General features: G+C 51.4%; 21 protein-coding genes and 1 other RNA gene. 10 read left to right on the top strand and 12 right to left on the bottom strand.

Annotated elements, in window-relative coordinates:
• Positions 1-64: 64 nt before the first annotated feature.
• The 3 genes from pepF to C7820_RS19775 all read right to left on the bottom strand — a co-directional run bounded on the left by pepF (position 65) and on the right by C7820_RS19775 (position 2490).
• Positions 65-1855 (bottom strand): oligoendopeptidase F, encoded by a 1791-nt coding sequence (pepF, locus tag C7820_RS19765; protein ID WP_076170248.1) that lies wholly within the window; start codon positions 1853-1855, stop codon positions 65-67.
• A gap of 200 nt (positions 1856-2055) precedes the next feature.
• Entirely contained in the window at positions 2056-2250 is a 195-nt protein-coding gene (locus C7820_RS19770; protein ID WP_116232454.1) for a hypothetical protein, read from the bottom strand.
• Positions 2251-2256: 6 nt separating this feature from the next.
• On the bottom strand, positions 2257-2490 hold the full coding sequence (locus C7820_RS19775; protein WP_076170246.1) for a hypothetical protein: 234 nt from the start codon (positions 2488-2490) through the stop codon (positions 2257-2259).
• Between the two features lie 278 nt (positions 2491-2768).
• On the opposite strand from C7820_RS19775, the gene C7820_RS19780 reads away from it, so the two are divergent.
• Positions 2769-2966, top strand: coding sequence for a cold shock domain-containing protein (locus tag C7820_RS19780; RefSeq protein WP_068694440.1), 198 nt, complete (start codon positions 2769-2771; stop codon positions 2964-2966).
• A gap of 169 nt (positions 2967-3135) precedes the next feature.
• On the opposite strand, the gene C7820_RS19785 is transcribed toward C7820_RS19780, so the two are convergent.
• Positions 3136-4329, bottom strand: coding sequence for an MFS transporter (locus tag C7820_RS19785; protein ID WP_116232688.1), 1194 nt, complete (start codon positions 4327-4329; stop codon positions 3136-3138).
• A gap of 326 nt (positions 4330-4655) precedes the next feature.
• Between C7820_RS19785 and C7820_RS19790 the strand changes: the two genes are divergently transcribed.
• Together C7820_RS19790 and pfkA are read left to right on the top strand one after the other, a co-directional pair.
• On the top strand, positions 4656-5687 hold the full coding sequence (locus C7820_RS19790) for a tetraprenyl-beta-curcumene synthase family protein (RefSeq protein ID WP_116232455.1): 1032 nt from the start codon (positions 4656-4658) through the stop codon (positions 5685-5687).
• Between the two features lie 17 nt (positions 5688-5704).
• Positions 5705-6673 (top strand): 6-phosphofructokinase, encoded by a 969-nt coding sequence (gene pfkA, locus C7820_RS19795; RefSeq protein WP_076170243.1) that lies wholly within the window; start codon positions 5705-5707, stop codon positions 6671-6673.
• A gap of 139 nt (positions 6674-6812) precedes the next feature.
• On the opposite strand, the gene C7820_RS19800 is transcribed toward pfkA, so the two are convergent.
• The 4 genes from C7820_RS19800 to C7820_RS19815 form a co-directional block, all read right to left on the bottom strand.
• Complete coding sequence (locus C7820_RS19800; protein ID WP_116232456.1) at positions 6813-8171, bottom strand: MATE family efflux transporter; 1359 nt, start codon at positions 8169-8171, stop codon at positions 6813-6815.
• 176 nt (positions 8172-8347) lie between these two features.
• The gene (locus C7820_RS19805; protein WP_116232457.1) at positions 8348-9520 is read right to left on the bottom strand and encodes a putative glycoside hydrolase; all 1173 of its coding nucleotides are present in this window, start codon (positions 9518-9520) and stop codon (positions 8348-8350) included.
• 345 nt (positions 9521-9865) lie between these two features.
• On the bottom strand, positions 9866-10060 hold the full coding sequence (locus tag C7820_RS19810; RefSeq protein WP_076170738.1) for a hypothetical protein: 195 nt from the start codon (positions 10058-10060) through the stop codon (positions 9866-9868).
• A gap of 187 nt (positions 10061-10247) precedes the next feature.
• Complete coding sequence (locus tag C7820_RS19815) at positions 10248-11072, bottom strand: YitT family protein (RefSeq protein WP_397334191.1); 825 nt, start codon at positions 11070-11072, stop codon at positions 10248-10250.
• Positions 11073-11395: 323 nt separating this feature from the next.
• Here C7820_RS19815 and cshA point away from each other — a divergent pair, with 323 nt between their 5' ends.
• A complete protein-coding gene (cshA, locus tag C7820_RS19820) occupies positions 11396-12964 on the top strand; it encodes a degradosome RNA helicase CshA (RefSeq protein ID WP_116232459.1) in 1569 nt (522 codons plus the stop codon).
• A gap of 58 nt (positions 12965-13022) precedes the next feature.
• On the opposite strand, the gene C7820_RS33695 is transcribed toward cshA, so the two are convergent.
• Complete coding sequence (locus C7820_RS33695; RefSeq protein ID WP_208629305.1) at positions 13023-13142, bottom strand: YjcZ family sporulation protein; 120 nt, start codon at positions 13140-13142, stop codon at positions 13023-13025.
• Between the two features lie 176 nt (positions 13143-13318).
• Here C7820_RS33695 and C7820_RS19825 point away from each other — a divergent pair, with 176 nt between their 5' ends.
• The 3 genes from C7820_RS19825 (at position 13319) to C7820_RS19835 (ending at position 14998) form a co-directional block, all read left to right on the top strand.
• Positions 13319-14152 carry a YesL family protein gene (locus C7820_RS19825; RefSeq protein ID WP_116232460.1) on the top strand — a complete coding sequence of 278 codons (834 nt, stop codon included), beginning with the start codon at positions 13319-13321 and terminating at the stop codon, positions 14150-14152.
• A 74-nt stretch (positions 14153-14226) separates the two neighbouring features.
• Positions 14227-14418, top strand: a non-coding RNA gene (gene ssrS, locus C7820_RS19830) — 6S RNA.
• A gap of 187 nt (positions 14419-14605) precedes the next feature.
• Positions 14606-14998 (top strand): DUF1499 domain-containing protein, encoded by a 393-nt coding sequence (locus C7820_RS19835; RefSeq protein ID WP_076170237.1) that lies wholly within the window; start codon positions 14606-14608, stop codon positions 14996-14998.
• A 71-nt stretch (positions 14999-15069) separates the two neighbouring features.
• Here the strand turns inward: C7820_RS19835 and tpx are convergent, their stop codons facing one another.
• Positions 15070-15588, bottom strand: a complete 519-nt coding sequence (gene tpx / locus C7820_RS19840; protein WP_076170236.1) for a thiol peroxidase — start codon at positions 15586-15588, stop codon at positions 15070-15072.
• Positions 15589-15709: 121 nt separating this feature from the next.
• Here tpx and C7820_RS19845 point away from each other — a divergent pair, with 121 nt between their 5' ends.
• On the top strand, positions 15710-16327 hold the full coding sequence (locus C7820_RS19845) for a rhomboid family intramembrane serine protease (protein ID WP_116232461.1): 618 nt from the start codon (positions 15710-15712) through the stop codon (positions 16325-16327).
• A gap of 48 nt (positions 16328-16375) precedes the next feature.
• Entirely contained in the window at positions 16376-17293 is a 918-nt protein-coding gene (gene gltC / locus C7820_RS19850; protein WP_076170234.1) for a glutamate biosynthesis transcriptional regulator GltC, read from the top strand.
• Positions 17294-17344: 51 nt separating this feature from the next.
• Here gltC and C7820_RS19855 read toward each other — a convergent pair whose 3' ends face one another.
• Both C7820_RS19855 and C7820_RS19860 read right to left on the bottom strand, forming a co-directional pair.
• A complete protein-coding gene (locus tag C7820_RS19855; RefSeq protein WP_076170233.1) occupies positions 17345-18031 on the bottom strand; it encodes a zinc metallopeptidase in 687 nt (228 codons plus the stop codon).
• A 31-nt stretch (positions 18032-18062) separates the two neighbouring features.
• Entirely contained in the window at positions 18063-18497 is a 435-nt protein-coding gene (locus C7820_RS19860) for a MerR family transcriptional regulator (RefSeq protein ID WP_076170232.1), read from the bottom strand.
• Positions 18498-18760: 263 nt separating this feature from the next.
• On the opposite strand from C7820_RS19860, the gene C7820_RS19865 reads away from it, so the two are divergent.
• Complete coding sequence (locus C7820_RS19865) at positions 18761-20206, top strand: ammonium transporter (RefSeq protein WP_076170231.1); 1446 nt, start codon at positions 18761-18763, stop codon at positions 20204-20206.
• The last annotated feature ends 49 nt before the right edge of the window (positions 20207-20255 follow it).

A 20255-nucleotide genomic window follows, 5' to 3' on the forward strand; every position in this document is an offset into this window, starting at 1 on the left:
GCAGACAGTAGAAAAATCCCCCGCCCCCGCGGGCAAGGGATTTTCATAAGCCTGGCCGTTCAACTTATTTTGTCAGCTGTTCCATTTGCTCGATGACGCTCTCGAAAACGCTCATCGCTTCGCGGACCGGCTGTGGCGAAGACATGTCGACCCCGGCCTTCTTCAGAATGTTGATCGAGAAGTCGCTGCCTCCGCTCTTCAGGAAGCCGAGGTAACGGTCGACGGCCGGCTGGCCTTCTTCCAGAATCTGCTTCGAGAAGCTGGTCGCCGCGGAGAAGCCCGTAGCGTATTTGTACACATAGAAGCTGGTGTAGAAATGAGGAATGCGAGCCCATTCCATCTCGATATCCTTGTCGACGACCATGTCCTTGCCGTGGTACTTCACGTTCAGGTCGTAATAGATCTCCGACAGCGCCTGAGGCGTCAATGCTTCACCCTGCTCCGCACGTTCGTGGACAAGTTTCTCGAACTCAGCGAACATCGTTTGACGGAATACCGTTGTCCGGAACTGGTCTGCATAATAAGTCAGCAGGTACATTTTTTCCTTCGGATCGGTCGATTTCTTGAGCAGGTAATCCATCAGCAGCGCTTCGTTAGTGGTGGAGGCCACTTCCGCCAGGAAGATCGTATACTGCGCGTCGCGATATTTCAGCGCGTTGTCCGAATAATAGGAATGCAGCGCATGACCCATCTCGTGCGCCAAGGTGAACATGCTGTTCAGGTTTTCCTTGTGGTTCAGCAGCACATAAGGGTGCGTGCCGTAGGCGCCCCAGCTGTAAGCGCCAGTGCGCTTGTTCTCATTTTCATAAACGTCGATCCATCCGTTGTCAAAGCCTTCCTGCAGGGAAGCCAGATAGTCCTTGCCGAGCGGCTTCAAGCCTTCGGATACGGTCTTTTTCGCCTCTTCATACGTAATGTCCATTTTGTACTCGTCGACGAGAGGGGCAAACAGATCGTACATATGCAGCTCATCCACGCCCAGCAGCTTCTTTCGCAGGTTCATGTAGCGGTGCAGCAGAGGCAGGCTTTCATGGATGGTGTCGATCAGGTTCGTATACACGTCCTTCGGAATATTGTCGCCGTAGAGGGACATTTCCAGCACGGAAGGGTACTTGCGCACATTGGCGTAGAACATGTTCTTGTTGACGTTGGCGCTCAGTGTGGACGCGATCGTGTTCTTTTGCTTGGCGTACGTTTCGTACACCGCTTTGAACGCCCGCTCGCGGACTTCGCGGTTCGGGTTCTCCAGGAACTGAATGTAGCTGCCGTGGGTCAGCTCAACTTCTTTGCCGTTCTCGTCCTTGATCTTCGGAAATTTCAGATCGGCGTTGTTCAGCATGCCGTAGATCGTCTGCGGTGCCTGGGACAGGTTGCCGACCTGGGCCAGCAGCGCTTCTTCCGCTTTGGACAGAACATGCGCTTTCTCGCGCTTCATTTCGGTCAGCGTAAATTTGTATTCGGCAAGCTGTGGATCGGCAATAAATTCGTCCAGCTTGCTGTCCGGCAGCGACAAAATTTCCGGCGTGATGAAGGAGAGGGCTTCGCCCACCTGTACGCTCATTTTTTTGGCTTTGGCCGAAAGGGCCTGGTATGTAGGGTTGGCTGTATCTTCGTCGTGATGCAGGTGAGCGTACACGTATAAACGTTCCGTCTTCAGCGAGATTTCATCCTCCAGGGCGAAGCAGTCCTTCACCGCTGCCGCATTATCCAGCTTGCCTTGGAAATCGGCGGCCTTTTTCACTTCCTGCTGAAGCTCGGCATACGTTTCGTCCCAAGCCTGCTGGCTGGCGAACAGGTCCTCAATCTTCCATTTGTGCTCGGCGGGTACTTCTGAACGTTTCGGTAATTGTTCCATCGGAATCCTCCTTGACTGTTGGGTTAATATGAATCGGGCTCCGTGTGAAGAAGCCGCAGGAGGAACAAATAGGACCGAGAGCATGCTGATGGCGACGGCAAGCTTCAGGGTCTTCGAGTATTTCACGAAAGGGGGCCTCCTCTGACGGTCTGTCTTGAAGAAATATACCCCTTAGTATGACCTTACCCGAAAAAGATTATTTATCCTCCATTAGGGCTGGAACCCATGGTAAGCAAATTGTATACAATAAGGAAAAAGGCAACCAGGATCATGGTGAGGGCGATGATGGCCATACCGCGCTTCAGCTTCGGCGGGATCGTATCCTTCTTCATGATCAAGACTGCGCCTAAACAGAAGGCCAAAATAACAAAGACCAGGACGCTGCCGTATTCCATCCTGAATTATACCTCTTTAAACGCATTCATGATTTGACGCCATTCATCCTCGTTGCCCTGGTAATCTTCCTTCGGAAAGCGGTTGTTCACCCACTGCATCATGGCCGGACGGCTCATAAAGGTGTGGGTCTCTTCGCCCCATTGATCGGAAATTTCCCGCAGGACGATGTAGCGGCCCTGGACCTCGACAGTCATCATGTTCCATTTGTCTTTTTTGTATATTTCATGTTTTTTGATCATGTCGCATTCTCCGTTTGGTCTTTTGGTAAAATGATACCGCAGAGGCTTGTGTAAAAGCAAATAAGAAAAACGTCATCCACGCATAATTCATTAAAGACAGGCCGCAATTAGCGCTAGTTTTTCTTGCGATAACGGAATGGTTCAGCCTGGATGAGATTTACAAATGCCATTCCTTAAAAAGAAGCTTCGGACGAAAAAGAGCGATTGCATTGTCAAAGTTCATGAAGTATAATGTATTTATTCGCCACAGATGGCGGTATTTTTAGGAGGTTGTTCATTTGAAAGGTACAGTTAAATGGTTTAACGCAGAAAAAGGCTATGGCTTTATCCAAGTTGAAGGCGGCGAGGACGTATTCGTACATTTCTCCGCAATCCAAGGAGACGGCTTCAAAACTTTGGACGAAGGTCAAGAAGTTGAATTCGAAATTACTGAAGGCAACCGTGGCCCTCAAGCTGCTAACGTAATCAAATTATAAGATTGACTCCGGTAACGGATTTCTTATAAGTTTTGGTTAACAATTGCTTATTACGCACAGTTCTCATGCGGGGACTGTGCCTTTTTGTTACCATATATTTTTCTGAAATAAGAAGAGCCCGTTTTCTTCCGTTCTCCGCGGTTAGAAAATGGGCTTTTTTTTTGAAGGTTTACATCTTGCGGCTGTCCATTGAAACGCCCGGAACCTTGGTATTTCCGAGCAGGTGTCTCGCCAAAAAACCGGCGCAGGCGACCAAAGCCAGCCCTGCGGCGATGAAATAGAAGGTTGTGCGCCCGGTTTGCTCATACAGCACGCCACCGAACGTTCCGCTGACGAGCCCGGCTGCGCTCGACCATACGATCGTAAACAGCGCAAGTCCCGTCGCCCGGAATTCATCCGGAATGATCCGGGTGATGTACCGGATTGCTGTCACATAGTAGATGCCGAAGGTTACGCTGTGTAAAGTCTGGACCGCGATGACCGTTCCGGGGTGATCGGCAATCGACATCAAGAAGAAGCGCAGAGCGAACATCAACGCGGCCAGGGCGAGGAGCGGCAGCTCCTTGAAACGCTCTCCGAAGCGGCTGAGCAGGAAGAAGACCGGAATTTCGCTGAGGGCTGCCGCGAGCAGGGACCAGCCGATCAGCCCCTCGCTAGCGCCCATGCTTTTGAGCGTCAAGGTCAGGAACGCTTCGTTCATCCGGTAGGGGAGAGCGAGACAGAATACGCCTGCGAAAAACCACAACACTTCTTTTTGCCGAAGCACGTTCCACAAGCCCCTCCATTCCATCTTCTGACCGTTCGTTTTGACGCCGTCCCTGAGCCTTGTGGCGAGCAGGAGGCAGGCTCCAGCAATGATGATGGCCAGAAGCAGCGTTCGGGAAATACCGACGTTGCCAAGAACATAGCCGATGGACAGGGCGAAGAAGGCATAGCCGATCGAACCGAAGACCCGGATGACGATAAAGTTTTTCCCGTGCCTCTGGGCGGTTTGGATCGACATCGTATCCGACAGCGGAAATACCGGATAGTAGAAAAAGTAGAAGACCGTAATCAATGCGAATACCGCATAAAAGGAAGAAGTGGCCGACAGGAGTAGGCCCATGCCCAGCTGTCCGGCAAACAGCAGGAGCATCATCTTTTTGGTCGTCCGGTAGCGGTCGCTGGCCATGCTCCAAAACATGTTGGAGAAGATGGAGATGAAGGGCCCGACGGCGTACAGATAGCCGACCTGCGAGCTGCTGAAGCCCAGGTGGCTGAAGTAAAGCTGGAAGTAGGAGGCGACCAGAACGCTGGTCCCATAGATGGTAAAGGTGAATGCCCTTTGCCAATTGACGTCTGGTGTCGATTGTTCTAGTTTCATGATCAATACCCCGATGTTTTTGTGATTTTTGTGCAAAAAGTCACCCTGCAGGAGGATACCGCCCGCTATACTATAGATGAGCATATGCTGCTGCAGTGGAATCTTTCAGCTTACCTTTTCGAGGAGATCCCGGCACACTCCTTTAATTGGACACATATTGTTGTAAAAAAAGGGAGGATTCATGCACGGTTTATTTGTGCAAATTCCAGGACCATATTATAATAAAGGACATTAGGATCGATACAAGTAGACAACAATGTGGAGGCACCGTCTTGAATGAAAATAGGCAAACTCGATATCAAGTTCCCCGGAATCCTGTCAGTTTAATGAGCCGGGTGTACAAGCATATATTGCCGGAAGTGCGAAAAGAACTGGACGGATGGCGGAGGAAGGCAGGGAACATCCCTGATCCCGAGCTGAGAAAGCAAGCCTTGGCGAGTATAGAGACGAAGCAATTTCACTGTGAGGGCGGAGGCGTCTACGCCGCCGTTCCGCTGCCGGAGCGGCTTATACTTACCAAGCTCATCGTGGCCTATCAGACGATCAGCGACTATCTGGATAACCTGTGTGACCGCAGCACATCCATGGAAGCCGAAGATTTCCGCCTGCTTCATCAATCGATGCTGGATGCGATCGACCCGGCGGCTGAACCTGTCAATTACTATGCACTTCGTCAGGAGCAAAATGACGGAGGTTATTTGCATGGGTTGGTGACAACCTGCCAAAGCTGCATACGCCAGCTGCCCGGCTACGCTGCCGCGATGCCCTTTATCCGGGATTTAGCGGGCCTGTATACCGACCTGCAGGTTTACAAGCACATCAAACCGGAGTTAAGAGAACCGGCGCTGCTTGCGTGGTGGGAGCTTCATCGTGAACGGACTCCCCAGCTTCAATGGAACGAGTTCGCCGCGGCAACCGGTTCGACCTTGGGCGTGTTCATGCTCTTTCTGGCCGCAAGCGACCGCCATTTGAGCAGCTCTGCCGCCGCCTCCATTCATGCGTCATATTTTCCACATGTTTGCTGTCTGCATATTATGCTGGATTACCTGATTGATCAGGAAGAGGATCGGCTTGGCGGAGACCTCAATTTTTGCAATTACTATGAGAGCCCCGAAGTCATGCTGGACCGGATTGCCTTTATTGTGGAATCGGCCCGGAAGGATGTTGCAGCCATCCCGGTGCCCCCGTTCCATCGGATGATCATTGAGGGGCTGCTGGCAATCTATTTATCCGATCCCAAAGTCAGCGAGCAGCAGGAAGTTCGCTCCGTATCCAAACGTTTGATGAAGGGAAGCCCGCTTACCCGCTTATTCTTCTTCTTCAACAGCCGGTGGATCCGCAAGCATTTGTACGAGTGATAAGAGGAGGAAATAACATGGCAGTCAAAAAAATCGCAATATTAACCAGTGGCGGAGATTCGCAAGGGATGAACGCAGCCGTACGCGCCGTCGTACGCAGCGGCTTGTATCACGGACTTGAGGTTTACGGCATTCAGCGCGGGTATCACGGTCTGCTGAACGACGACATCTTTTCGATGGATCTGCGCAGCGTGGGCGATATTATCCAGCGCGGTGGCACCATTCTCCAATCGGCACGCTGTAAGGAATTTATGACGCCGGAAGGCCAGCAGAAGGGTGCGGAAATCCTCCGCAAGCACGGAATCGACGGCCTTGTCGTCATCGGCGGCGATGGCTCATACCAGGGTGCCAATAAACTCAGCAAACTCGGCATCAATACGATGGCGCTGCCCGGAACGATCGATAACGATATCGCGTTTACAGATTACACCATTGGATTCGATACCGCCGTCAGCATCGTCGTTGATGCGGTGAACAAGCTGCGCGACACCATGTCCTCGCACGAGCGGTCCTCCATTGTGGAAGTCATGGGAAGACACTGCGGAGATATCGCTTTGCATGCGGGCCTCGCTTCGGGTGCGGAGACGATCCTCGTGCCGGAAATGCCGCATGACATGGATGAAATTACGGAGCGGATGAAGCAGAACTTTGCTCATGGCAAACGGCACAGTATCGTGCTCGTGGCTGAAGGTGTGGGAAGCGGGGAAGAGGTTGCCAAAGCCCTGACCGACCGCTGCCCTACTCTGGAACCGCGGGTAACGGTGCTTGGACATATCCAGCGGGGCGGAACGCCGACTCCGGCGGACCGGAATCTGGCGAGCCGACTGGGCGATTTTGCGGTGCGTATGCTGATCGCGGGTGAATCCGACAAGGCCTGCGGGATCATCAAAGGCGAGCTCGTGTTGACAGACATCGATAAGGTCGTCAACACGAAGAAGGAATTTAACCGGGAGCTGTATGAGCTCGCTTCACGGCTTTCGCAATAAACATAACGGTAACACAGACAAGGCGCTGCGGGGGGTTAACCCTGCAGCGCCTTTTTGTAGTGAGCGAAAGTGGGGGAGTGGTATGCCGGGTTCGCTTGCGCAGCCAAGTCTAAGTAACTGCTCGGGGGAACCTGGGCGGTTACGCTCGGCTTAGGGCAGCGAACCGCCGCTGGACCTTAACGAGCCGTCCGAGCAGAAGTGCCGCGCCGACCGCGAGTCCCGTAATTAGGCCGACCCAATAGCCGTAGGCCTGAAGCGGGGTGAACTCGGCCAGAAGGTAGCCCACGGGCAGTCCGATGACCCAATACGAAATAAACGTAATGATGAATGCCGGATTGACGTCTTTATATCCGCGCAGTACGCCCTGAACGGGGGTGGCTACGGCATCGGAGATTTGGAAGAAAATCGCATAGATCAGAAAATGCTGAATCAGTTCGATCACATGGCTCTCCTCTGAGTAAAATCCGGCCACATAACGTCCGGCTACGAGCAAAACGACGGCGGTAACCAGTGAAAGGCCCACCGCGGTGGAAATCCCGAGCCTGCTGTATTGTCTGGCGTCCCGCAGCCGGCCCGCCCCGTTTTCGTAGCCGACCAGAATGGTGAGCGCCATACTGATGCTGAGCGGAATCATATAGAGCGTGGACGCAAAATTCATCGCCGCCTGATGGGCCGCGATCGTCACCGTGTCGAAGCGGCTCATCAGCAGGGTAACGCCGGAGAATACTCCGGTTTCAAAAAAGATGGAGAAGCCGATCGGCACCCCGATCTTCAGCAGCTCCTTCCACACAGAAAGCGATACACCGTACAGCTTCCGGAAAATGCCGTAATCGGTGAACGGATGGAGCCGGTGGATGAACAGGATCGCGATCAGGAACACGCACCAATAAGTGATGGCGGATGAGATTCCCGCGCCTGCGCCTCCCAAGCGGGGAAAGCCCCAGTTGCCGAAGATCAGCAGGTAATTGCAGCCGACGTTAATCGGCAGCGAGATCAGCGTGATCAGCATGGAAATCCGGGTCTGTCCCAGGGCATCGATATAGCTTCGCAGCACGGTATAACCGAACATCGGGACGATGCCTATGGACAGATAGCTCAAAAAGCGGAAAGCGATGTCCCGTACATTCCCTTCCAGGTTCATCCCGTCCAAAATAACGGGAAGCAGCAGCGAGCCGATTCCAAGGATCACAAGGGCCAGCAATACGGCGAGATACAGGCCCTGCACGACGTGATACGCTACTTTATTGCGGCTTCCGCCGCCGACCAGATGCGACACGATCGGGGTCATGCCCATAAGGATACCGCTCAGGCCGGTCTGCAGCGGGATCCACAGGCTTGTGCCGATCGCTACACCGGCGAGATCGGTCGAGCTGGCCCGGCCGGACATGTTGGTATCGAAAAACGTAATCGCGGACAGTGCGATTTGCGTGACCAGAATCGGCAGCAGGATGACGAGAAACTGCATCGTTTTTTGCTTGAGCGACATTGTTGTTTTCATAATAAAATGAGCCTCACAGATATCTTGAATTCTGACATAAAGGTGACAAGACTATTATTGTAAACCATGGCACACCGGTTTGAACAGGGGCATTTCCAAATAAATAAAACCCGGCGAAAGCCGCCGGGATAAGGAAGTGCGTATATAATCATGCCGTTTGATCTAGACGGTACCTCTTATTTGTAGGCCACGCCTTGGGAATAACGGTTTGAAGCGTTCCACAACAAGTATTCGTCTACGCCGGCGTCTTTTAAGGCGCGAATCTGATCCTGTACCTGCTGCTTGCCGTACTTCTCGTAATGGCCGCTGCCGAGCCAGCTTGCCGTAAAATCCTGAATCCACGGGCGGATGATCGGCTTGCGGTCTTTGAGCGGATCCAGCTTTTTGTGCGTATCGGCCATAGAGCCCTTGATCGTCTTGTAAGGCTCCTTGTCCGGATCCTGGGCACCGAACCAGCCCGTCGTGTAATGGCTCGGATACACCATCGGACTGATGACGTCCACGTTTTCGGAGATTTTGCCGAAATCCTGACCGATCCCTTCGGCCGCCGGAACGGACGCCGCATAGCCGAATATGTCCACCGACACGCGAATGCCGAGAGGGGCCAGCTGCTTGCGGGCATACTGGACGAACTCTGCGACCGTATCCACGCGGGATTTACCGTTCTTGACGTATTTCAGCGTATCGGCCCGCTTCTCGAATCCTTCCGGGAAACGTACATAATCGAACTGAATTTCTTTAAAGCCAAGCTTGGCCGCTTCCTTGGCAATCGCGATGTTGTAATCCCATACTTCCTTGCTGTACGGGTTGACGAAGCTGTCGCCTTTGCCGTTCTCCCAGAGGGTTCCGTCCGGATTTTTGAACGACAGATCCGGCCGCTTCTTGGCAAGGACCGTATCTTTGAATACGACCACCCGGGCGATAGGGTACACCTTATGCTTGTTCAGGCGCTGCATTAGCTGGTTGATGTCGTGAATGAACGGCTGCGGTTTGCCCATCTGCTTCAACGTGGCATTGTCCGTCTTATAGGTTATGTATCCTGCATCGTCTTTGATGTCGACCACCATGGCGTTCAAATCGGTTTTGTCGATGAGATCCAGCAGCTGATTCATGCGTGAGCCGCCGGCGCTGTATGCGGTAACGTAAATCCCTTTGACTTTGGGGGCGGTGACCTGCGGATCTACCTTGACGGGCGGGTGGTCTGCGCTGACCGGAACGTCTTGTTGGGATGCGATCATTGCGGAATGAACGGTTGCCTGAAACAATTGGCTTAACGGATGATTGCTGTCCTGCTGCGGATGACCGGCACTGCTGCCGAGCAACAGCAGCAGCGCCCAAATAATATTCATAATCCTCTCTCCCCTTGAATGGCTTTACATGTCAATTATATCGGAACGACCTCCTGTTTGGTGCAACAGCTTTGTAATCATTTGGCGAAGGCTGTGCGGCTGAAATCTGGTCGCCTTTCCTTTTCTTAAACGAATAAACTTGGAATCAAACGGTCTCCCTCTTCCGTAGGGTTGCCACCGGGATGCTTAAATACTTGCGGGAAAAGCGACTTCCAACATTTTGACAAAATTGCAGTTCCCGTGCCCGGTGGCCGCTTCAGGATAATAAAAATGCCACCCGCGCTGCCGCTGAAAGCGGCCATTCGCGAATGGCATGTTATTCAAGCACTTGCTACTTGCTATAAATCAATGAAGCAGCGCGGAGCTCTGATGTTCACAGATGCTGTACTGGATGATCTCCATGGCATCTTCTTGTTCCAGAATGCTAAGTCCGTCCCGCAGCACAATGAGGGAATTCAGTTCATTTTGCTTCAAGAATGGCATCATATCCGGGAACCATTTCATGACGATTTGGGACAACTTTACCGTTTCCATTTCCATTTCCACAAAAATCACCCTTTCCTCCTTCGAATCTTCACAGTCAGATGATCCAACGCAAGGCGAATCGGAAAAGCGTTTTGGTGCTTTGGGAAATTCGGGTCTATCCTAATCTCATGGAACTATTGTAGGAAGCGCGCACTATTAATATACCACATTTGGTGTTTTTTTTACACAGCGCATACAAAAATCAGCTTCTGCGGAAGGAACCCATGACCCCGACGGTCTCGACAATGTTGACGAACGCTTTGGGGTCGGTCTGCTTGATGATGCGCTTCAGCTCGGCCAATTCGTACCGTGTGGTAACGGTCATCAGCATATCCTTTTCTACATTGGAAAAAGCGCCCTGCGTCTTGATCTTGGTTACGCCGCGCGGCCGCTCCAGCAGCTGCTGAAGAAGGGCATCCGTCTCGTTCGTGATGATGTACACGGTGACCTTGAAATGGCTGACGTGGATCATGTCCACGACCTTGCCCGTGACGAAGATGGAAACGATGGAGGCGAGCGCCAGGTTCCAATTGTCCTGTAAGTAACCGGCTGCGAGAATGACGACCCCGTTCATGGCCACCAGTATGTTTCCGATCGGGAAGTCGCGGTAACGCGTAACGATGGACCCGATAATATCGAACCCGCCGGAGGAGCCGCCGGCCCGAAAAGAGATGCCTGCCCCGATCCCGACAAGGACGCCGCCGAATACCGCAGCGAGCAGCGTATCGGACACGAGGGACGTTTCGGGGACTACCGCGATCAGCCACGTCGTGGCGACGACCGAAAGAATGCTCAGAACAATGAAGCGTTTGCCGAGCTGGAACCAGCCGGCGACAAGCATCGGTATGTTAAACACGAAATAAAGAACGCTGAGACTGATCGGTGTAAAATAATTCACGAGCATGGACAGGCCCGACACGCCCCCGCTCAGCAAATGAAGCGGAACGAGAAATAAATTGAATCCGCAGGCAATAAAAGCCGCACCAAGGACTACAACCACATACTTCCAAATATTTTTGAGCTCCAAGCTCATCACCTCATTATGTAATTTTCTGCAAGACGAGTGAAAGTTGTTTCAGCTTGACTGGTGTTTGTAATTTGGTTTGTGATATAATGTATTAGATGTTCTTGAGTACGGTTGTACAATAGTATTATTTTGCATTGTTTCAGGAGAATAATTACCGTTTACTAAATTCTGTAGGCTGTTTTGTTTGCCCGGATAAACGCTATAGAGAATCGAAGCCATGAAACATTTGATCGAAGTTTGGCTACCCTATATAATGTTTACCGCTACTTAAGAATACAGACAAGATTGTGGTATGTCCACTTTATAGAAGGAGTATGAAAAATTTGAAAAATTTCGCAGAATTAGGCCTCGAACCAAAGGTATTGCAGGCCATTACGGAGCTTGGATTTGAGGAAGCGACACCGATTCAGGCACAATCCATTCCGATCGCAATGAGCGGACGGGACATGATTGGCCAAGCACAGACGGGTACAGGCAAAACCGCTGCCTTTGGTATTCCGCTGATTAATAAAATTTCCAAAGATACGGATAAAATCGTCGCCCTCATTATGACACCTACCCGGGAGCTTGCGATTCAGGTCGCAGAGGAAATCGGAAAATTGACCCGTTTCAAAGGAATTGGCTCGCTGCCGATTTACGGCGGTCAAGACATCGGACGCCAGATCCGTGCGCTGAAGAAGAAGCCTCAAATTATTATCGGTACGCCAGGCCGTTTGCTTGACCACATTAACCGCAAAACGATCCGCCTGGACGACGTCGAAACCGTCATTTTGGACGAAGCTGACGAAATGCTGGATATGGGCTTCATGGAAGACATCCAAACGATCCTGAAGCTGGTACCGGAAGAACGCCAAACGATGCTGTTCTCCGCGACGATGCCGCCGAACATTCAGAAGCTGGCTCAGCAATTTTTGAAAAATCCGGAGCATGTTTCCGTTATTCCGAAACAAGTCAGCGCACCTCTGATCGACCAGGCTTATATCGAAGTGCCGGAACGCCAGAAGTTTGAAGCGCTCAGCCGCTTGATCGATATGGAATCTCCGGAGCTTGCCATCGTTTTCGGACGCACGAAGCGCCGTGTCGACGAGTTGGCCGAAGCCCTGCAGAAGCGCGGATATTCCGCGGACGGCCTGCACGGGGACCTGTCCCAGAACCAGCGCGACACCGTAATGCGCAAATTCCGTGACGGAAGCATCGACGTCCTGGTAGCTACAGACGTTGCGGCCCGCGGCCTGGACGTATCCGGCGTTACCCATGTCGTGAACTTTGACCTTCCGCAGGATCCGGAAAGCTACGTGCACCGGATCGGACGTACCGGCCGTGCCGGCAAAGAAGGTACCGCGTGGACCTTCGTTACTCCGCGCGAAATGGATCACCTGCACCTGATCGAACGCGTAACCCGTCACCGGATTCCGCGTAAGCCTCTTCCTACGCTGGCTGAAGCCATCGAAGGCAAACAGCGCGTGACGGCGGAAAGATTGCTTGAAACCGTGGAGAAGGGTGAATTGAACGAATACAAAGGACTAGCCATCCAACTGCTGGAGCAGTACGACTCCGTGCAGCTGCTGTCTGCGGCATTGAAGATGCTGACAGGCGAGAAGAAGGATTCGGATATCCAGCTGACGCCGGAAGACCCGATCCGCGTCAAGCGTCGTCACAGCGGCAAACCGGACCTGCGCAGCGGACGCAAACCGTCCGGCGGCTACCGCGGCGGCAGCAGCGGCAACCGGAGCGGCGGAGGGTACAACCGTGACCGCGGCGGCGACGGACGCGGCGGTTACAGCAAGAGCTACAGCGGACGCGGTGATTCGTACCGCGGCGACCGCAAACCGCGGACCAGCAGCAGCGAGGGACGCCGTACTACGAAACGCGAAGACTCTTTCGAGAAGTAAGAACATAACAAAGAGGCGAAGTGCCGCGTGCACTTCGCCTCTTTTTTCATATCATCAATTACCAGATAAATGCGCGAGTGATGATAACGAGCAGGATGAACAGCACCAGAATGGCGCCTGTGGAACCCCAAAGGCCATGACCGTAACCATAACCAACTCCGCCTACAGCGTGAGACATTGAACATAACCTCCTTCAAAAAGTTGAACTCTTTTGGATTACGGTGTATCTTATGACGGTTTTCGCCCGCATGTATAGACCAACACCCAGATGCCGGAAATTAGGCTCTGGCAATGTATGTCCCTAATGCGGTATTATTAAGGTACAGGCATGTTAGTGGAGGAGGAGACTTTTACTTGGAATTCAAAGGTGCAATGGGTGGAATTTACAAAATTACAGAGTGGATTACCCGGATAGCTTACAGCAATATCTTGTGGATGCTGTGTTCGATCCCATTCTTCTTTTTTCTGGTGACGAAGCTGCTGGTAACGGGGGCTAACGAGTCGCTGCAGATGAACTGGGCCATGGGAATCGTGGCACCGTTTACATTGTTCCCTGCAACAGCGGCGCTGTTTGCAGTGGTGCGCAAATGGGTGATGGGCGATACCGATATTAAAATTTTCAGCACCTATTTCAGAGCGTATAAGGAAAACTACAAACAAAGTATGGTCGGCGGTATTTTCTACGTGCTGCTGCTGGTTATTATGATGGTGGATTATACGGTCTATATGACCCAGTTCCGCAATATGCAGCTGATCGGGATCGTGATGCTGATCCTGCTGATCGTTCTGTTCCTGTCGATGTTCAACTTTTTTTCGATGATCGTTCATTACCATATGTCCATCGGGCAGATTTTGAAGAACGCGGTTCTGATTACGATCATCCGGCCTTTCCGGGTGCTTGCTACCGTGCTCGGGAGTGCGGTCGTCCTGTTTATCGGGTCCAAGTATCCAGCGCTGATCTTCTTCTTTGGGGGAAGCGTCATCGCATTGTGGGCGTTTTTCAACTTCTACGGCACCTACATGAAGATGCAGGAGCAAGCGGAGCGGCTCAAACAGAAGGAAGAAGAGGCGCAGCAGGAAGCCGCCGACGCAGATGATTCCGTAAGTTTGCAGGGCGATCCGGATAAGAAAGATGAATGGTACGAGGAAAGCGTTTCAAATGGCGATGGGCCGGGTAAAAGAAACTAAGCCAGCAAGCGATATTTTCTTCTAAATTTTTACCATTTCGTTTACATGCTGACGATTTCGGTCTATAATAAGACTACATCCTGCGATGTTCGCCACGGTTAATCGTTGTTTTGAACCAATGATAATGTCTGAGGGAGATCTATATGAAGCGCAGCTGAAACGCCCTGTCTATATGACATGGGGACTTCAAAACCGCTTATGCGATCACCCACCTGCTAGAGCAGGTTCAGAAGACAATTTAACCGGACGGCATAGGCGGGTTTTTATTTTGTCGACGAACCCATTGCGACCATTATGGTGCAGAATAGAGAACATCCCAGCCGGTTCTATTTCCGGGTTGGGGTGTTTTTTTGTTGAATCTCCGGCATCATTCCGTACTTACTCTTTTGTTCTGACCGTAACAATGATAAACTGTTAAGTATTGATGATGTTTACTATAAAGGAGGAAAGGTCTTGTCGCTAAAGAGAGTTCTAGTGGGGGTCATTCGCAGTCAAGAAGGAACAAGCGACCGCGCGAAGGATCCTAAAATGAAAACGCGCTATTACAATTTATCGAAAGACAAGGCATGGGAGGAAATCTCCTCGACACTTAAAAAAATTCCTGGCTACAAAGTGCTGCACGAGGTGTCTTCCGTCGGGGAAATCACGCTGGAGAAGAGAACCTCGCTTGGCCGTACCGTGGATATTACCATTTCGGTGCTATCGGTTGGTCCAGTCCGCACCGCTGTTGATATGTATTCCGCCTCCCGGGGCTCGCTGGGGGATCTGGGGTATAATTACCGGATTATTTTAAACTTGTTCGGCATATTGGATAAGAAACTGGCTAAATACAAAATAACACAATGAGTAAGGAAAAAGCGGGAGAAAGATCAGCTCTTTCTCCCGCTTTTTATGGAAACATGGCGGCTTAAGCCGAATTACAGCAGTTCTTTAACGGCTGCTACGGCATTTTCGTAGTTCGGATGCTCGGCCATTTCCTTCAGGTACTCGACATATGTAATCTTGTCGTTTTTGTCCACGACGAAAATGGAACGCATGTCCAGACGGAATTCCTTGATATGAACACCGTATGCATCGCCGAACGACATCTCCTTATGGTCGGAAAGGGTCACGACACGGTCGATTCCGGCAGCGGCACACCAGCGTTCCTGGGCGAATGGAAGGTCGGCGCTGATGGTCAGCACGATCACGTCGTCGCCAAGGCCGGCGGCTTCTTCGTTGAAACGGCGCGTTTGGGCGTCACATACTCCCGTATCAAGAGAAGGAACGACACTAATTAATTTGATTTTGCCGGCATAATCCTTAAGAGTAGCCTCTTCAAGCAGATTTTTGCTGACCTTGAAATCCGGAGCGGCGTCGCCCACATGAAGTTCCGGGCCAATGAGGGTAATCGGATTGCCTTTGAATGTAGCTGCATTGGTACGTTCTTGTGCCATATGAAATCTCCTTCCTGGTTATCAAAAATTGGTGATTCGTGACAAAGTCCATTATAATCTTTTTAAAAAGGCATTGTCCAATTTCGTCTGCGGTTTACTCGGTTATAGAAGGAAGGATAACATGTTATTTGTACGTTATGAGAATCTGAAAAGTTATTTGAAGTACTACCCGATCACGACGCTGCTCTTTGTCATCAACCTGGTGATGTTTCTCATTATGGCCTTTAACGGGGGCTCCACCAACAATGAAACGCTAATCCGGTTTGGAGCACTGACGAACATCGATCAATATAATGAGTGGTGGAGATATGTCAGCTCCATGTTTTTGCATGCGGGTTTTTCCCATTTGCTGTTTAACAGCTTCGCGCTGCTCGTGTTTGCCCCGCCTCTGGAGAGGCTGCTTGGTCCATGGCGATACGCGCTGCTGTACTTGTTAAGCGGTATTCTGGGCAATTTGATGACAGTGGCTCATTACAACCGTACCGGAGAGATCCTCATCTCCATAGGCGCTTCAGGAGCGATTTACGGCATTTACGGCGCCTATCTGTATATCGCCTTGCTTCAGCGGCAGTGGATGGACGACGCCTCCCGGAAAACCGTGTACGGCATTTTGATCGTGGGTGTCATTGTAACCTGGATTTCGCAATCCAACATTAACTGGGTGGCCCATATGGGCGGATTGATCGGCGGTTTCTTTATTTATGGACTGATGGCCAGGGTGCTGAGAAGGCGCCGCTAGCCAAGCTCGGATGAACAGGTATCGTATAAGCAGAATGGAGCGAAAGTAGTGGAATTAAGACAGTTGCAATACTTTTTGAAGGTAGCACAGAAGGAGCATGTCACGCAGGCTGCAGAGGAGCTGCATGTCGCCCAGTCAGCGGTGAGCCGGCAGATTCATCAGCTGGAGGAGGAACTCGGAGTCCACTTATTCATGCAGAAAGGAAGAAACCTGCAGTTAACCCCCGTAGGGCAGCTGTTCTGCAAACGGGTGGAGGGCATCCTGAAGGATTTGGATAAGGCGGTTATGGAGGTTCATGAATTTCTGGATCCGGAGCAGGGAGAAATTCGTATCGGATTTCCGCACAGCCTGGGGATTCATTTGATCCCTTCCGTGGTGGCCGAATTTAAACGCCGGTATCCGAACGTAAAATTCCGTTTCAAGCAGGGGATGTTCCCGTCCTTGATCCGTGATGTGATCTCGGCGGAAGTCGATTTGGCCTTCATTTCACCTTTCCCGGAAAAGCATGAACATGTGGAAGGCGAAGTGATCCTGACCGAAGAGCTGTATGCGATTCTGCCGCCGAACCATCCGTTGGCCGAAAAGGAGAGCATCAAGCTCGTCGAACTGAAGGATGAGAAGTTCGTTCTCTTCAGCAAAGGCTATTCTTTACGGCCGATTGTCTGGCATGCTTGCCTCGAGGCGGGCTTTACGCCGAAGATCGCCTTCGAAGGTGAGGAGACCGACACGATCCGCGGACTGGTGGCGGCTGGCATGGGTGTCAGCATCCTGCCGGAGCTGGCCTTGTTCCAGACCAATCCGCTGCAGCCGGCACGCGTTAAAATTTCGGAGCCGAAAGTCACCCGTACGATCGGGCTGATTCATCGTTCGGACGATAAGCTTCCTCTGGTGGCCCAGTCTTTCCGCACCTTTCTGCTTAAATATTTCGGCTTACACCAGAACAATAAAAATACCCCGGTCGGTTAACGACACGGGGTATTTTTATATTGAACTCGGATATCTACATACCTGTTTGTATTAGTCACGGTTGTTGCTGTTCGTAAAGATCAAAATGTACCGGAGCAGTTCGAGCAGGGAAACCAGCGCTGCTGCAACATAGGTCAGGGCTGCGGAATTCAGCACCTTGGCCACGCCGCGTTCTTCTTCGTTCGTGATGTATCCTTCCGAAACCATAATCTCGCGGGCCCGGTTACTTGCGTTAAATTCGACCGGCAGCGTGATCAGCTGGAAAGCAACCGCAACGGAGAAGAAGATAATGCCGAGTCCGATCAGTCCAAGCCATTGGAATAGGAAACCGGCAATCAGAAGGATCGGAGCAAGTCCGGATGCAAAGTTGACGATCGGGAAAATCCGATGACGCAGTACCAGCATCGGGTAGTGCTCCTTGTGCTGAATGGCGTGGCCGATTTCGTGACAAGCAACGGAAATCGCCGAGATGGAGCTCTCGTAATACACCGGTTCCGACAGGCGGACGACGCGGTTAATCGGGTCGTAGTGGTCGGAGAGGGCTCCGCGTACCGGTTCGATCGGCACGTCGTGCAGCCCGTGGGTATCCAGCATATGCCGGGCCGCGTCATAACCGGTCATGCCGCTGTTCGCCTGAACCGTGGACCACTTCTTGAAGGTACCCTGAACTCGAAATTGTGCCCAGAGTGAAAACAGAAATGCAATAATGATAAGTATATACATTCCGTCGAAATACATTTCCATACCTCCTGCTTTATTTTGCGGGAAACTAGAGGGTTGGGCCGTGCTGTTCAAGGAAGAGGCGAATAGCCTCGATGCACGCCGCACCTTGCGGGAGGAGATTCAGCAGCACCAGCCGCGCATGACTTGGCTTCATTTGCTTAATCAGCGGTTCGAGCTCCTTCACTTCGCGCTGCAGCTGCTGCATATGAAGCTCGAGGTGAGACAGCTTGTCGGACACCTGCTTCTCTTCCGGAACCGAATCCCACTTCTCAAGCATCTCTTTAATCTCATCCAAACTATATTTCTCTTGTTTCAATTCATTAATACGTTTAAGCCGGACCAAGGTTTCATGGCTGTACAAACGGTAATTCTTAAGCGTGCGCTTCTCTGGAAAAATCAATCCCAGCTTGGTGTAATAATCAATTGTACGCTCGCTGACACCACCAGCCTTAGCTAATTCACCGATCCGATACAGTATCATATCCCCATCCTATATCACCTCGCAGGAAATTAACGAATGCTCGTTTCCATATTATATTACTTAAATTATGATACATGAATCCGAACCGTACAGTCAAACGTCATGCTTTTCCTGTAAAGCTGACATTGTAAGTTAATATTACATCAGAAACATTTTTTCAGTATTTTCAAAAAATATCTTGTCAATTTCAGGACCATCGGCTTATAATGTCATTAAGAATTTCACTTTGTGTTAGAAATAATGACATTGGGGGAATGGGGTACATGAAAAGGAAATGGTTAGGAATCATGTTATTAATGCTTACATTATTGACGTTTCCCGTAACGGTTTTTGCAGCCGATGACGGGGCGACAAACGTTCAACTACAGGCTGGGTTGAACACCTTCTTCGTATTTATGGCTGCTATGCTCGTATTTTTTATGCAGGCGGGTTTCGCGCTTTTGGAAGCCGGTACGGTACGGATGAAAAACGCGGGTCATATCGCAGGGAAGACCGTACTGACACTCGGAATTGCCATCGTCGTTTTCTGGGCAGTCGGTTTTGGCCTTGGGTTCGGCAATGGGAACAGTTTATTCGGAACGACGGGATTTTTCCTGACCGGCGATTCCATGGCAGCGTCCTTTGATTCCTTATCCGCATCGGATGCGTCGCTGACGGTTAAGTTTTTGTTCCAGCTGTCCTTTGCGGCCGTATCGCTGGCCATTGCCTGCGGCGGTATGGCGGAACGCGCTAAATTAAGTGTATATATCGTATTTGGAACCATTTTTATGATCGTGATTTATCCGGTTGTTGCCCACTGGGTATGGGGCGGAGGCTGGTTGGGCCAATTGGGTATGCAGGACTACGCCGGATCGACCGTCGTGCATCTGACAGGTGCGACCGCAGCCCTGGTCATCACTTACATGCTGAAGCCGCGCCTTGGCAAATACAACAAGGACGGCAAGCCTAACAGCATTCCGGGTCACAATCAGGTGTTATCGGTACTTGGCGTGTTTATTCTGTGGATCGGCTGGTTCGGTTTTAACCCCGGCAGTGCGCTGACACCGCTGATGGACGGATTTTTCGGATATGTGGCCTTGACCACCAACCTGGCTGTAGCCGCAGGTGCTGTTGCCGCCCTGCTGATTTCCTGGGCAATATTCGGCAAAGCCGACATCCCTAGCATGCTGAACGGCGTTTTGGCCGCTCTCGTTGCTATCACAGGTTCTTGTGCATTCGTAGATGCGTGGGCAGCGATCGTGATCGGTGCGGTTGCCGGTATCATTACCTTCTTCACGGCTCAATGGTTTGAGAGAGCGGGACTTGACGATCCGATTTACGCTTTTTCCGTACACGGTATTGCCGGGATTTGGGGTGCCGTTTCCACAGGGTTGTTTGCAACGCCGAAGCTTGTTGAGATTACTGGCGTCGGAAAACCCGGACTGTTCTATGGCGGCGGATTCTCGCAGCTGGGCGTTCAAGTGCTGGGTGTCCTCGGGGCGTTCGTATTCGTTCTCGTGATTTCCTTTATCGTCATCGCTATTATGAAAGCAACGATGGGAATTCGCGTTACCGAAGAGGAAGAAATGATGGGTCTGGACATCAGCGAACACGGCACTTACGGCTATCCGGAGCAAATGAGGCTGCTCGTTGATTCCGAGATCAGACCATCGGCGTCTTCCGCATCGGCTCCTAAGCCGTCTGCGGGAACCAACGAGTCCTTTACCTAAGTCTAAAGAAATATGAATGAATATAATTCACCATGGAGGGGGTGAACCG

Origin of the sequence: Paenibacillus sp. VMFN-D1, from assembly GCF_003386155.1 — a bacterium.
Lineage (GTDB): Bacteria > Bacillota > Bacilli > Paenibacillales > Paenibacillaceae > Paenibacillus_AQ > Paenibacillus_AQ favisporus.